Source organism: Virgibacillus salexigens, from assembly GCF_014905415.1.
Classification (GTDB): Bacteria; Bacillota; Bacilli; order Bacillales; family Amphibacillaceae; genus Virgibacillus; species Virgibacillus salexigens.
The window spans coordinates 219,763-235,418 of the sequence record NZ_BNEO01000001.1 but is presented as its reverse complement, the minus strand read 5'-3'; the positions used below and the strand labels follow the sequence as shown (position 1 = coordinate 235,418).

11 protein-coding genes are annotated in these 15,656 nt (G+C 36.6%); all 11 read left to right on the top strand.

Annotation, left to right across the window (positions count from 1 at the left end):
* Positions 1-164: 164 nt before the first annotated feature.
* The 11 genes from secA (at position 165) to JKP73_RS01140 (ending at position 15,650) form a co-directional block, all read left to right on the top strand.
* Positions 165-2,678 (top strand): preprotein translocase subunit SecA, encoded by a 2,514-nt coding sequence (gene secA / locus JKP73_RS01190; protein WP_021289098.1) that lies wholly within the window; start codon positions 165-167, stop codon positions 2,676-2,678.
* 74 nt (positions 2,679-2,752) lie between these two features.
* A protein-coding gene (gene prfB, locus JKP73_RS01185; RefSeq protein ID WP_101953529.1) for a peptide chain release factor 2 occupies positions 2,753-3,854 on the top strand; the annotation gives its coding sequence in 2 pieces (ribosomal slippage) (positions 2,753-2,824 and positions 2,826-3,854; 1,101 coding nt in all).
* A gap of 191 nt (positions 3,855-4,045) precedes the next feature.
* On the top strand, positions 4,046-4,411 hold the full coding sequence (gene cccB / locus JKP73_RS01180; protein ID WP_021289096.1) for a cytochrome c551: 366 nt from the start codon (positions 4,046-4,048) through the stop codon (positions 4,409-4,411).
* Between the two features lie 356 nt (positions 4,412-4,767).
* Positions 4,768-5,454, top strand: coding sequence for a cell division ATP-binding protein FtsE (ftsE, locus tag JKP73_RS01175; protein ID WP_021289095.1), 687 nt, complete (start codon positions 4,768-4,770; stop codon positions 5,452-5,454).
* Positions 5,444-6,337: a permease-like cell division protein FtsX gene (gene ftsX / locus JKP73_RS01170; RefSeq protein WP_021289094.1), complete on the top strand. Its 894-nt coding sequence runs from the start codon at positions 5,444-5,446 to the stop codon at positions 6,335-6,337. The genes ftsE and ftsX overlap by 11 nt, the downstream gene beginning before the upstream one ends.
* 49 nt (positions 6,338-6,386) lie before the next feature.
* On the top strand, positions 6,387-7,754 hold the full coding sequence (locus tag JKP73_RS01165; RefSeq protein WP_021289093.1) for a murein hydrolase activator EnvC family protein: 1,368 nt from the start codon (positions 6,387-6,389) through the stop codon (positions 7,752-7,754).
* Positions 7,755-7,920: 166 nt separating this feature from the next.
* The gene (locus JKP73_RS01160) at positions 7,921-9,384 is read left to right on the top strand and encodes a S41 family peptidase (RefSeq protein ID WP_021289092.1); all 1,464 of its coding nucleotides are present in this window, start codon (positions 7,921-7,923) and stop codon (positions 9,382-9,384) included.
* Positions 9,385-9,589: 205 nt separating this feature from the next.
* The gene (locus JKP73_RS01155) at positions 9,590-10,834 is read left to right on the top strand and encodes a PDZ domain-containing protein (protein ID WP_234447033.1); all 1,245 of its coding nucleotides are present in this window, start codon (positions 9,590-9,592) and stop codon (positions 10,832-10,834) included.
* A 166-nt stretch (positions 10,835-11,000) separates the two neighbouring features.
* Positions 11,001-12,734 (top strand): cache domain-containing sensor histidine kinase, encoded by a 1,734-nt coding sequence (locus JKP73_RS01150; RefSeq protein WP_021289090.1) that lies wholly within the window; start codon positions 11,001-11,003, stop codon positions 12,732-12,734.
* Between the two features lie 3 nt (positions 12,735-12,737).
* Entirely contained in the window at positions 12,738-14,225 is a 1,488-nt protein-coding gene (locus JKP73_RS01145; protein WP_021289089.1) for a response regulator transcription factor, read from the top strand.
* A 126-nt stretch (positions 14,226-14,351) separates the two neighbouring features.
* Positions 14,352-15,650, top strand: coding sequence for an extracellular solute-binding protein (locus tag JKP73_RS01140; protein ID WP_038242961.1), 1,299 nt, complete (start codon positions 14,352-14,354; stop codon positions 15,648-15,650).
* The last annotated feature ends 6 nt before the right edge of the window (positions 15,651-15,656 follow it).

Below are 15,656 nucleotides of genomic sequence, written 5' to 3'. Positions count from 1 at the left end.
TCCCCGAACTACTCTTTTTATGTTCTATTTGTTGGTGATGTCCTTAGTTGTCATCTTTCTCTAGAAAGTGTTATGATTGATCATGGACTCTATTATTAAACAGTAAACGGAACGAAATAATGAATAGTAAACATTTTTATAATAAATATTGAGGTGCATGAACAATGGCAGGAATACTGCAGAAAATATTTGGTGATGGAACACAAAGGCAACTGAAACGATTACAAAAAACAGTAGATGAAATTGAAGCTTTAGAACCTGAGATAGAAAAGCTTTCCAATGAAGAAATTCAAAATAAGACAGAACAGTTTAAAACGCGTTATCAAAATGGCGAGACTTTAGATGATCTGCTTGTTGAGGCATACGCAGTTGTCCGTGAAGGATCGAAACGTGTGCTAGGTATGCGGCCTTTTCAAACTCAGCTAATGGGTGCAATCGCATTACATGAGGGGAATATTGCTGAAATGAAGACAGGTGAAGGTAAAACACTTGCATCGACGATGCCAGCATATTTAAATGCCCTATCTGGAAAAGGTGTGCACATTATTACTGTCAATGATTATTTGGCAAGTCGTGATGCTCAAGAAATGGGAGAACTTTATCAATTTTTGGGGTTAACGGTTGGCTTAAATGGAAATGGCTTATCTAAAGAACAAAAGCGGGAGGCCTATCATCAGGACATTACGTACGGTACGAATAATGAATATGGCTTTGACTATTTACGAGATAATATGGTCCTCTATAAAGAGCAGATGGTTCAACGGCCATTGAACTTTGCAATCATCGATGAGGTAGACTCAATCTTAATCGACGAAGCCAGGACACCATTAATTATTTCTGGTTCTGCAAAAAAATCGGCTTCTCTGTATCAAAGAGCGAATAGTTTTGTTAGTACACTTTCAAAAGAAAGTGATTATACCTATGATGAAAAAACAAAAGGTGTGCAACTTACTGAAGAAGGGATTAATAAAGCTGAACGTTTTTTCTCTATCGAGAATTTATTTGACTTAAATAATGTGTCACTAACACATCATATTAATCAGGCATTAAAAGCTCATGTTTCCATGCATCGTGATGATGATTATGTTGTCGAAGAAGGAGAAGTTGTTATTGTTGACCAGTTCACTGGACGTTTAATGAAGGGTCGACGTTATAGTGATGGATTGCATCAAGCAATTGAAGCTAAAGAGGGATTACAGATTCAAAACGAAAGTATGACATTGGCATCCATTACTTTTCAGAATTTCTTCCGGATGTATAATAAACTGGCAGGTATGACTGGTACAGCCAAAACAGAAGAAGAAGAGTTTAGAAATATATATAATATGGACGTTATTGCTATTCCAACGAATAAACCAATTATTCGTGATGACCGTGCAGATTTAATCTATAAGTCGATGGAAGGGAAGTTCCGCGCTGTTGTCGATGAAATTAAAGAACGACACGAAGCTGGACAACCAGTTCTTGTAGGGACAGTTGCCGTAGAAACTTCGGAATTGATTTCAAAATTATTGAAGAAAGCTGGAGTTAAGCATGATGTCTTAAATGCAAAAAACCATTTCCGTGAGGCTGAGATTATTGAGAACGCTGGACAGCGTGGTGCAGTAACGATTGCTACCAATATGGCTGGTCGTGGGACGGATATTAAACTTGGTGATGGGGTAGTAGACCTAGGTGGACTTGCAGTTATTGGTACAGAACGTCATGAGTCACGACGGATTGATAACCAATTACGTGGTCGTTCTGGGCGTCAAGGAGACCCTGGTTTGTCTCAATTTTACCTCTCCATGGAGGATGAACTCATGCGTCGATTTGGATCCGATAATCTAAGATCGATGATGGAACGTTTAGGCATGGAAGATGATCAACCAATTGAAAGTAAAATGGTTTCTCGCGCTGTTGAATCTGCACAGAAACGAGTGGAAGGGAATAACTTTGATGCTCGTAAAACGGTGTTATCCTATGATGATGTCTTACGCGAACAAAGGGAAATCATTTACAAGCAGCGTTTCGATGTGATTGAATCCGAAGATAATCTACGTGAGATTATTGAAAACATGATTATTTCTACATTAGAACGAGTAGTGGCGACACATACGCAGGATGATGATGAGGACAATTGGGATTACAAAGCGATTGCTGAGTATGTGCAAGGTAACTTATTAGATCCAGAGCAGATTTCGGAAGATGATTTGAAAGGAAAAGATCAAGAAGAAATTAATGAGTTGATCATGGAGAAAGTAAGAGCTCGTTATGATGAAAAAGAAAATGAACTAACCGAAGAGCAAATGCGTGAGTTTGAGAAAGTTATCTTGCTTCGAACAGTTGATACAAAATGGATGGACCATATTGACCAAATGGATCAACTACGTCAAGGGATACATTTACGAGCATATGGACAAAATGATCCGCTTCGTGAATATCAGTTAGAAGGATTCGCCATGTTTGAAGAAATGATTGAAAGTATTGATGAAGAAGTCGCCAAATATATTATGAAAGCTGAAATTCGTGACAACCTACAACGTCAGGAAGTTGTGAAGAATACACAAGCTGTCTCTGGTAATCAAGAGGAGAAAAAGAAAACAAAAAAACCGTTTGTGAAACAGCAAGATATTGGACGAAATGATCCATGTCCTTGTGGTAGCGGAAAAAAATATAAAAATTGCCACGGAAAATAAAAGCTATCATTGAACACTCCGCTGCATCGTAGTGGAGTGTTTTCATGAATGAATAATACTTGAGGTGATCAATAATGGAATTAGTTGATATCAAAAATGAACTGGATCAGATGAAGCGTCGTATTAATGATTTTAGGGGGTCTCTTTGACTTAGATACAAAGAGTAGTCGGATTAAAGAATTAGAGCTACAAATGGCGGCTCCAGAATTTTGGGATGATCAAGATACCGCTCAAGCAGTGATCGCTGAAGTGAATAATCTAAAAGAATATGTGAACAATTTTAAAGAGGTAGAAGATCTGCATGATAATTTAGAAGTATCTTATGAACTTGTAAGAGAAGAAAATGACCGCGAATTATTTGAGGAATTAACATCCGAAATGAAAGCACTAAGAAAAAAACTCAATGATTTTGAGTTGCAAATCCTGTTAAACGAACCTTATGATACGAATAATGCCATACTTGAACTTCACCCAGGTGCTGGCGGTACAGAGTCACAAGACTGGGGAAGTATGCTATTACGAATGTATCAGCGTTGGGCAGAGACGAAGGACTTTAAAGTGGAAACGTTGGATTATTTAGCCGGTGAAGAAGCTGGCTTAAAAAGTGTAACCCTATTAATTAAAGGGCATAATGCATATGGTTACTTAAAAGCTGAAAAAGGGGTACATCGATTAGTGCGTATATCACCTTTTGATTCTTCCGGCCGTCGTCATACATCGTTTGTTTCCTGTGATGTAACTCCTGAAATGACGGATGATGTCGATATTGAAGTGAAAACAGAAGATATTAAAGTAGATACTTACCGAGCTAGTGGTGCAGGTGGTCAGCATGTAAACACAACCGATTCGGCTGTGCGTATTACGCACTTACCTACTAATGTAATTGTAACCTGCCAGAATGAACGGTCGCAGATTAAAAATAGGGAAGCTGCTATGAAGATGTTGAAATCAAAATTATACCAATTAGAAATAGAGAAACAACAGCAGGAGTTGGCTGAAATTCGCGGCGAACAGATGGAAATTGGCTGGGGTAGTCAGATTCGATCCTATGTATTCCATCCATATTCCATGGTAAAAGATCATCGCACCAATGTAGAGGTTGGTAATACGCAGGGAGTAATGGATGGAGATCTTGATCCGTTTATTGATGCTTATTTACGTCATCAAATGAAGTAAAAGCTTTAGTCTCTATAACAGACAGCGCTTTTTTTCATAAAATAGACACAAATAGTAAATGGCTTGGGCTTGCAGCTTTCCTGCTAAGTTTAATGAAAAAAATGGAAATGGAAAGTGTTTTAAAATAAACAGATATGGTTATAATAAAATTGATAAACCATTACACTATTTCTGTTAGGGGGATTGAAGCTATGAAAAAATGGTTGTTAACAATGCTTTTCGGTTCTGCCTTAGTGCTAGGTGCATGTGGCGGCGGGGACGACGGTGCATCAGAAGAACCAGCAGATAACGGAGATACAGGAACGGAAGAACCTTCCGGAGAAGGTGGTTCTGTAGATACTGCAGCAGCTGAAGAAGTATTTGAAAGTAATTGTGCATCCTGTCATGGTGCTGATCTCTCTGGTGGTCAAGGACCTGATTTAACTCAAGTTGGTTCTCGACTTTCATCAGATGAAATTGCAGACATCATTAAAAATGGTAAAGGTAGTATGCCAGGAGGTATGGCTACTGGTGAGGACGTACAAATTCTTGCAGATTGGTTAGCTCAAAAGAAATAATAACCTAGAAGCTTGTCTAATTGTAAACAATTGGACAAGCTTTTTAAATGGGTAAGAAATCAGACTCTTTTGTAGCGGAACTACAGAAGACATTGCTTGTTCTTATACGAGTAAATATACCTAGTTTAAAATCCCTCTCTAAGCATAATTCCCTTTCTTTCTATAATATATGACAAAATATTTCATGAAACACCGACTTTTGAAATACAAATGTAATAATTTTATGTCTAAAAATCGTGGCGAAAGATGTTATAATGATGAAGTATCATGTACATATCCTATTTAAATTATGTAGATGAAAAGATAAATAGAGCATACATCAAGATAAACAACTAAAAGATAAAGGTGAGTTTTATATGATATTGATGAAGGATGTTCATAAAACATATGCCAATGGTGTCGTTGCATTAAGCGGTATAAATGTCGATATAAAACAAGGTGAATTTGTATACATAGTTGGACCAAGTGGTGCAGGGAAATCGACATTTATTCGATTAATGTTTAGAGAAGTAAAACCATCAAATGGTACCATTCGCATAAATGATATAAATGTCAATGATTTAAAGGAAAGAAAAGTACCATATTTAAGGCGGAATATAGGTGTTGTTTATCAAGATTTTAAACTGCTTCCCAAACTATCAGTCTATGAAAATGTAGCTTTTGCATTGGAAGTAATTGAAGAGTCACCTGCTGTCATTCGTAAACGAGTGATGGAAGTATTAGACCTTGTCGGTTTGAAAAACAAAGCACGATTTTTACCGGATGAATTATCTGGTGGTGAACAGCAGCGTGTTTCTATCGCACGAGCAATTGTTAATCATCCTAAGATTGTAATTGCCGATGAACCGACTGGTAACCTTGATCCAGAAACTTCACGAGAAATAATGAAAATATTTGAAGAGATTAATGATCGAGGCACAACGATTCTAATGGCAACACACAGTAAAGAGATTGTTAATACATTTCGAAAACGTGTAATTGCTATTGAAGACGGATTAATTGTTAGAGATGAACACCGAGGTGATTACGGCTATGAAAGTTAGGACATTAATGCGTCATATACGCGAAGGATTTAAGAACATTGGGCGTAATGGTTGGATGACGATTGCTTCAGTTGGTGCCGTTACGACTACATTAATCTTAGTAGGAGCTTTTCTAGCGTTAATGCTCAATCTGAATGAAATGGCGGATAATATTGAAGACGATGTACAAATTGATGCCATGATTGAACAGACTGCTGATGAAGAACAGATACAAAATCTAGGAAATGAAATCGAAAAAATAAATGGCGTACAATCGGCTGTTTTTTCTTCGAAAGATGACCAATTAAATAGTTTAATTGATAGCATGGGAGAAAACGGACAAGCCTGGCAAATGTTTGAGCAGGACAACCCATTGAATCATGTGTTTGTTGTCAAAACTGCAGATCCACAGGATACCGCTCCAGTTGCTAAACAAATCAATGAGTTACAAGGAATACAATCTGTAAACTACGGTCAAGGCGTGGTCGAAAAGCTATTCGAATTTAATAGTTATGCAAGGACTATCGGGTTGGTACTCATTCTAGGATTGGTATTTACAGCGATCTTCCTCATATCCAACACTATTAAAATTACAATAATGGCCAGAAGTAAGGAAATTGGCATTATGAAACTAGTTGGTGCCACTAATGGATTTATTCGTTGGCCATTCTTTATAGAAGGATTGTTGTTAGGTGTATTAGGTTCTATTATACCAGTAGCAATTATTCTTACAGGCTACTATTACTTGGTAAATAACATTAGCCAGCATATCAATTACAGTTTTATTGAAATCTTACCGTTCAACCCATTTGCATTTCAGCTTGCACTAATTATCGTTGCTATAGGTGCTCTAATTGGCGTATGGGGCAGTGTGATGAGTGTACGTAAATTCTTAAAAGTGTAACTGGCTTAAATAAGTTTGATTTTTTACGAGGGAAGGGGAAAAAGGAGCAATGAAAAAGGTAATTCCATCTTTATTAACCGTTTTGTTAGTATCGACATCGGCCACTTTTTATGCTGGGCCGGTGTCAGCTCAATCAACAGATGAACTGGAAAAAAAGATTAATGATTTGGAACAGGAACAAAAAGAACTTGAACAGCAACAGGATAGTTTAGGTGAAGATTCTGCTGAAACAGATAAGAAAATGAATGAAAATCTTGATCAACAAGATTCCGTGGAAAGTGAAATTACTTCATTAAACGAAGACCTGCAAGGGACCATGGAACAAATTAAAACCAAGGAAAATGAAATTACGGAAACAAATACTAAAATTAACGATTTAGAAACGCAAATCGAAGAACTAAAGAACGAAATAGTCATGCTTCAAGAGCGTATTAAAAAGCGTGAAGAGTTATTAAAAGATCGTTTACGTAATCTTCAACTAAATGGTGGAGAAATGAAATACATAGAAGTGATTTTCGGATCACAAAGCTTCGGAGATTTTATCAGCCGATCTACAGCTGTAAATACCATTATGGATCAAGATAAATCGATAATGGAACAACATACTGCTGACAAGATTGCATTAGAAAAAAATAAGGCAGACGTAGAAAGCAAGAAAAGCGAAGTAGAAGATAGAAAACTAGCATTACAGGATCAAAAGGATGATCTAGTTGCACTTAAAGGACAACTTGATGATCAAATGGCAGAAAAAGAAACACTCATGGCTTCTTTAGAAGAAGAACAGCATGAATTAGAAGAACATAAAGTAAGTATTGAAAAAGAACAGGAAATTCTAGCTAATCAAGCTGCCGCAGCTGAGAAGGCTAAGAAACTTGCACAATCTGAAAAAAGCGAGTTAGAACAATTAGCGAAACAGAAAGAACAGCAAAAAGAAAAACAGAGTTCGAATTCATCTTCAAACTCGACTGCAAGTCCAAGCTCTCAAGGGGGCTCCCAATCTAGTGGAAGTGGTATTTTAAGTTATCCAGTTTCTTACGGAGTTACTTCTGGTTATGGACATCGATGGGGCAAATTGCATGCTGGAATTGACTTTGGAACTCCTGTAGGAACAGCAGTAAAAACAGCTGCACCTGGGGTTGTTGTACAAACAAACACAGAAGCAGATGGCGGCATGAGTGGTTATGGTAATGTCGTTTTAGTTGCTCATAACGTTGGTGGTGTATCCTATACAACGCTTTATGCACATCTGAGTAGTATTTCGGTTTCATCTGGGCAAACGATTAGTTCTGGACAAGTTATCGGAAATTCTGGAAACTCTGGTCATTCCACAGGACCACATTTACACTTCGAGGTTCATCGTGGCGGTTGGAATGCTGCTAAGAGTAATTCAATAGATCCAATGGATGTATTAGAATAAAGAAAAACTATAAACAAAGACATCGACCTTATTGGTTTGATGTCTTTTTCTGCTATTACGTGTATAATTACATAAATAGGGAGTTAAAACCATAGTAATAAGAAGAAGTTAGTGATATGCTTTGTTTACTAGGTTCAATGATGATAAAAAGTGTTGGGGTGAAATTATGAAATTAAGAAAGTTACATATTGTATTGCTTTTAGTTGCTGCATTAGTAATTGGACTTGCTGGCGGTTATGCTGGTGTAGAACTAGCAAAGTCTGATGATCCTACAGCAATGGATAATGCAGGAGTAAATCAAGGGGATCAAGATACGAATTCGTCAGGTTCAGGTACCCCACAAAACATGGAAAAGGTAGATCAAGCATTTAAATTAATAAAAGAAAATTATTTAGAGGAAATTGATGATAAGCAGTTAGTAGAAGGTGCAATAGAGGGTATGCTATCTTCATTAGATGATCCCTACAGTTCTTACATGGATGTAGAGACGATGGAGCAATTTAATGAACAAATCGAATCATCTTTTGAAGGAATTGGTGCAGAAGTTAGTATGGTAAATGATACAGTTACCATTGTTGCTCCTATTAAGGATTCACCTGCAGAGCAAGCTGGATTACGACCAAATGATCAAGTGCTGCAAGTAGACGGTGAGAGTTTAGAAGGTTTAAACCTGAATGAGGCTGTAGCTAAGATTCGTGGTGAAAAAGGATCGGAAGTGGAATTGAAAATACAGCGAGCAGGAGTTTCAGATCCTTTTAATGTTACCATAGAAAGAGATACCATACCTGTTGAAACAGTTTATAGTAAAACCGAAGAAGTGGATGGGAAAAAGACGGGTGTCTTGGAAATAACCAATTTCTCTGAACGAACAGCAGATGAATTTAAAAACCAACTTCAAGAATTGGAAGATAATGGAATAGAAGGGTTAGTAATTGATGTTCGTGGAAATCCAGGTGGTTTATTAAATGTTGTAGAGGATGTTCTAAAAGAATTTGTCCCTGAAGATATGCCGTACTTACAAGTAGAAGATCAAAACGGAAAGAAAACACCTTATTACTCTGAGTTAACGGAAAAGAAAGAGTATCCAATAAGTGTCGTTATTGATGAGGGAAGTGCTTCAGCTTCAGAAATTTTAGCAGTTGCTATGAAAGAGATGGGATATGATGTAGTCGGACAAACAAGTTTCGGAAAAGGTACTGTTCAACAGGCGGTTCCATTAGGAGATGAAAGTACAATAAAATTAACATTCTATAAATGGCTATCTCCAGAGGGAAATTGGATTCATGAAAAAGGTGTAAAACCTACTATTGATGTGAAACAACCTGATTATTACTATACGAATCCAGTTCAGATTGAAGAACCTTTAACGAAGGATCAGACTGGAGATCAAGTTAAAAACGTGCAAATTATGTTAAAAGGATTGGGATATGACCCAAGTAGAACCGATGGTTATTTTAATGAACAAACAGAAAAAGCAATAACACAATTCCAATCTGATAATGATTTAAAAGCAACAGGAGAAGTCAATGAACAAACATCTGCTTTAATCGAAACACAAATAGTAGATCAAATCCGTAATGACAAAGATGATCAACAGATGGAAAAAGCATTAAATGAAATATATAAATAATTTGCAAGTGCTGTCTCATGAGGACGTTTAATTTTATCAACTAGTTATAGAATATACGTGGTACTTCCTCTTATTGCCAGAAGTAGCGCTTATCTGGGCAATTTCCATATCGTGTATATTCTTATTATGTTGATAGTGAGCTGACTTTTGAGACAGCTCTTTTTACACTATATAGCAGGAAGTTTTTCATTTCGTGTCGAATTAAATGATGGCATACGAATTTAGCAAAACATCACTGCACAAAGAAGGTGATCGATATATGTTAGAGGCATGGTTCACCGAAATGGTGAAAGGTATAGGGAAATTATTTTTAAATCCACTCTTATACTGGGCAATTTTCTTAATCGTTTTAGCAGGTATGCAAAGAATTAAACGAGAAAGGAAAGACTTCGGTATTAAACTATTCGATGTCTTTTCCGAATGGAAATATACATGGGCTACCTCGATTATTTTAGGTGTTATTATATCTGCGCTTACCATTGGGTTGGGTATTGTTTTTTCTTATTCAACCGTATTATTGCTTTGCCTGGTAACAATTCTTGTTAGTATAACAGGTAAATTTTCCTTTTTATCGGCCAGTTATACCTTTGGAATTACTTATGTATTGTTACTTTTTCTACCATTTTTATTAGAGAAACAAGATTTTATCCCGAATGACTTGTTTTCCTCTGTGGATTATTCTGGATTTACCGTATTATTAGCAATGTTGCTATTTGCTGAAAGTATGTTACTGCTGCAAGCTAGAAAAGGTCCTACATATCCGGAACTTACCTCAGGAAATAGAGGTGGCTGGGTGGGTCAGCATCATATTAGAAAGATGTCGATTATCCCTTTCTTTATTCTTATTCCATCGGGTTCGATAGCTCCATTCGCTGCTTATTGGCCGTACTTTACTGTAGGGGGAGAATCCTATAGTTTATTGCTTGTCCCTTTTATTGTTGGATTTAATCACCTTGTAAGAGGAAGTGACCCGGTACGTGCAGCTGGTAAATTAGCAAATACTACCTTAGCTTTAAGCATAGTTATATGGATTTGTGCGTTTATTAGTATTTATTATCCTTGGTTTTCTGCCGTTGGGATTATTTCTGCAATTGTTGGTAGAGAATTTATAAATTATCGACATCGATCCATGGATCAGCAAAAAACTGGATTCTTCCAAACGTCTGATAAAGGTTTGAAAGTTCTAGCTGTTCTTCCTGGTTCACCTGCCGATCGGCTTGAAATTGTGGCGGGGGAGACCATAACCAAAGTAAATGGAAATAAAATATATAGTTTAACTGCTTTCTATGAAGCGTTACAAGAGAGCGGCGCTTATTTTAAATTAGAGCTTCTTGATAAAGCTGGTGAAAACCGTTTTTTACAAGGAGCGTTGTATGAAGGGGATCATCATGAGCTAGGTATTATTTTTACATCGAACCCACATCGCAAGAAAGAAAAAGAAATTGTATAAGAAAGCACCAGCATCTGCATGAATGAATCATTCTATGCAGATTTTTTTTGCTCCTAGTGAGATCCCATTTGTAGAAAGGAAATGAAGGTGATATAGTAAAAATACGGTTAATTCAGAAAATTTAAATATAGAATTTGGTATTCTTTGATAAAGGATGCAATGCGAAATGAAAAAATGGTTTCATCGTTCACTAAAAAATCAACTCATTGCCTTTATTCTAATCGTGGTTCTTATTCCTATCATCATTTTAGGGCTGATTTCGTATTATTCTACGGTTCAACTATCTAAGGATCGTGCGGAAATTTCTGGTGAAAGTTTTCTAGAACAAATACAAGATTCCATATCATTTATTATCAATGATGTGGAAAATATGTCCGTGTTCTTAATAGGTAATCAGGCAGTTCAAGAATATTTACAGGTGGAGGGAGATCCCATTTATCCTCAACGTGAGATATATGGGTTTTTATCAAATCTAGCTTTTTCCAAACAATATATTGATGATATTATTATTTACCCATCAAACGGGAATTCGCCAATTTCCACGAATTTAGTTATGGATACAGAAGAAATGGGAATTTTTGACCGAATTCCTTCCAACAAATGGTGGTCTTATCGAAAAGAAAATGAGACAGTGGATGGACGACAGGAGAGAATTAGTTTAACCAGACCCATTCGTAGTACAAGTGACTTTGAGCAAATCGGTTATTTAACAATTAACTTAAATGTAAAAGTCATTGAAGCGTATTTAAATGCAGGGGAATTAGAGTGGGATGGTTCTGTATTCATCCTCAATAATGGAAAATTACTATCAGGTAATCAAACAGTCAGTCAACAAGTCGATAGCAGCGAATTACAACAAATTATTGATCAAACAAAGCAGGACCGTTTCACCTATGAATTAGGAGCAGAAAAATTCACGATCTTTACTAAAGAAATCGAAACAGTGGGTTGGGATTTAGTAAGTGTCATACCTTTTCAAGAATATAGCTCGCAGAATAAATATATCTTATGGCTTACCGTTTATTCTGTTATTCTCGCTGGGGTATTAATAACTGCACTGGTTATTTTCTTTATTTCTAAAGTATTGCGCCCACTAATTAAATTAACGGACACGATTCGAACAGCAAATCCAGGGGATAAGTTAAGCGCAGTTGATAGTTTTTCCTATAATGAAATTGGCGATTTGATAAGTAGTTATAATCAGTTGAATGAACGTATTTCGGTGTTAATGCGCCAAGTTCAAAAGAACGAAGCTATCAAAAGGCAAGCAGATTTGCAAGCGCTTCAATCCCAAATAAATCCACATTTTTTATATAACACATTAGCATCCGTTCATTGGATTGCATTACAATCGCAAGCGTATGATATTTCTAGAGTCGTATCTTCTTTAAGTACATTTTTACAGTTTAGTCTGAATAAAGGTAATGAATATTGTACGATTGAACAAGAAGTTGGCCATGTTCGCCATTATGTTGACATTAAAGAAATACGTTTTCCAGACACATTTTCTTTACAACTCGATATTCCAGAAGAGATCAAGCAGGATTGTATACTAAAGCTTATTTTACAGCCGTTAGTTGAGAATAGTATTAAACATGGCTTCTTTTCCCTCCAACAACATTATGGAAGGATTAAGATAACCGCAGAAAAAAAGGATAACCGAATTCATTTTGCAGTGATGGATAATGGTGCTGGGATGTCGGAAGCGAAAAGGAAAGAATTACAATCTCAATTTTTGGAAGATCCATTGTCTAGTGGTGTTATTGGTACAAATTATGGCCTTCGTAATGTCAATTTACGTTTGTGTTTACATTTTGGACAAGCTAGTGGGTTACGAATTTTTAGTGAAAAATTAGCCGGTACGACAATCCAATTCTCTATTCCAAGAAAAGGAAGATGACCGATGAAAGTACTAATTGCGGATGATGAGATTATTATTCGAGAAGGGATAGCAAATGTGATTCCTTGGGAGGAAAATGGTTTCCTATTACTTGATCCTGCGGCTTCAGCGGAAGAAGTGATAGAACGAATAGAAACGGAGAAACCAGATATTTTAATCACTGACATTCAAATGAAAGAGATGAACGGACTTGAACTTGTTTCATATATTGGAAAGAAAAATTATTGTATCGAAAGTATTTTGCTAACAGGGTATGATGACTTTGCCTATATTCAAGAGGCACTCAGGCAGGATGTATGTGATTATTTATTAAAAACTAGCAGTCCAGATGAAATAATCACTGCAGTTAACCGGGCAAAAAAACGATTAGAAAAAGATAAAAAATATCATCGTTGGTCAAACGCGGCATATTCAGAAGAGAAAAATACAATAGTACAAACTCTATTTCATCAACGAGATTCGAAAGATCAAGCAAAATTGGCGGAAGCTCTTCCCGAATTAGCTACTCCCCCTTATCAACTTATTCTGATTGGGACAACCCTTGATACGCAGACATTACATTCTTATGAAAAAATATGGAATGGGTATTTATATGGAACGTGGTTACATGATGACCGGTTTACGTTGATACTTACAAAACGAAATACCTATTTAGAGGACGGTTATTTATTACAAATGGCAATCAAAAAAATACGTCAGATGGTCCAACAGCCAATATTCATGAGTAACGTTATATCAACCTTAAATGAATTGCCGTATAAATATGAACAGCTATCGCAGCTTCACTTATATAAATATATATTCACAGATGCTGTTACCATCAGTGAACAAATGGTTAAAGAAAGAACCGGAATTGCCTATCACGAGAGAAAAGAAGAGTTTCTTCAGCAACTTATAACGTTTCTTCATAATGGAGAATATGACAACTTAATTACTTGGGTGCATGCATTTCATACTTGGTTATTTTCGCATTCTCAAGCTACTCCGGATTCTATCCAGTTTTATGTGCAAAATTTGTACATGGAAACCATAAGATATATGAATCGAATTCAAGATCATGAACGGCGTTACGAATCAATTCCTTCAGCAAGTAGTTGGTTTCAACGACCTACGGAAATATTGCAAGCACGATTTTCCCAATTACAGCAGGATTTCCAAAAGCAAGCACAAAAGAATTCAAATTATGTGGAACAAAGCATTTACTATATAGAGGAGCATCTTGGACAATCACTATCTTTACAAGAAGTGGCCGGATATATTTCAATCCACCCTAATTATTTAAGTGAACTAATTAGAAAGAAAACAGGAAAATCCTATGTTGAACTAGTAACCATACTTCGTGTGCAGAAAGCAGTTGACTTTCTTCTGTATACTTCTTTAACAGTTAAAGAGATTGCAAAAAATATTGGATATAATGATCGAAAGTATTTTACAAAAATTTTTAAAAAACATTATGGTGTCACTCCAACACAATATCGCCGTCGAAATTAACGATAAACATGATATAAGATTATTTAAAATACTTAGAAATTTAACCCCTGATATGATATTCTTCCCCCTTAACGAGGGGGGAAGGTTTTCTTAAACTAAAGCTAAGTACTAATAAGGGGGGATTTTATGAAGAAAGCACTGCTAGGACTTGTCATAGTATTAATGCTGACAGGCTGTATTCCAAATGCGGATAGTGAGACAACAAATGAAGAGACGAGTGGAAAAACAACGATATCTATTTGGCATAACTTTGCTGGTGACGATTTACGAGCAAGAAAAGTTAGAGATATGATTGCATCCTTTGAGGAAAAGAATCCTAACATAGAAGTAGATGAACAAGCGATCCCAGTAGATGGTTATCGGCAACGAATAAGTACTGTTGCTGCTGCTGATGAACTTCCAGATGTTTTCCTTACCTACGCAGGAAGTTTTACCGATGAATTCTATCATGGTGATTTAATTCAACCAATTACTCCGTTGTTTAATGAGCATTCAGATTGGAAGAATGCATTTCTTGACGGTGCATTAGAGCCGTATAACTATGATGGTGAATTGTACTCGGCACCTGTTGCGATGTCAGCTACGTCATTCTTGTATTACAACAAAGATATGTTTGAGGAACATCATTTATCTGTTCCAAAGACATGGAATGAATGGATGGAGGTTATCGAGGCTTTTAATCAGCAAGGTATTACACCAATAGCACTCGGAAATAAAGCTCCTTGGGTAGCGCAATCAACGACATTCGGTGCAATCGCTGATCGGGTTACAGGTACAGAATGGTTTCTAAATGCGGTTGAACAAGATGAGGCTTCCTTTACCGATCCAATTTTTCTTGATGCATTAAATCGTTTTAAACAATTAGTTGATAAAGGTGCGTATGCTGATGGAGCTAATAGTATGGACAATACACAGGCAGAGCAGTATTTTGCTCAAGGAAAAGCAGCAATGATGATAAATGGCGCTTGGTCATTGAGTAGCTTAGGTGCTTCCCAATCAGAAGAAGTATTAAATAATATTGGTGTAACTGTCGTTCCAACAATTGAAGATGGAAAAGGATCTGGGAATACCATTACTGGAGGCCCTGGTGGCGGATTCTTACTTAGTAGTAAGACAGAAGGAAAAGCAAAAGATGCAGCACTCGATCTTATTTATAAGCTGAGTAATGCCGAAGCACAGAAACAAATTGCAGAAAGTAATTCCATGGTAATGTATGATGTTGAAATTGACAAAAAGAATGTAAACCCCCTATTCTATGAGGCCTTTAATTTAATCCGCGAGGTAGAATTTGCTCCTGTCTATGATTTGTACTTAACTTCAGAAGCAGGTGAAGCTGTTAACAATGGGCTTCAGGAAATTATGTTAGGTGGAGATCCTGAAAAGGTAGCAGAAACGATTCAAAAGGCTCAAGCTTCCAATGAATAATATGGC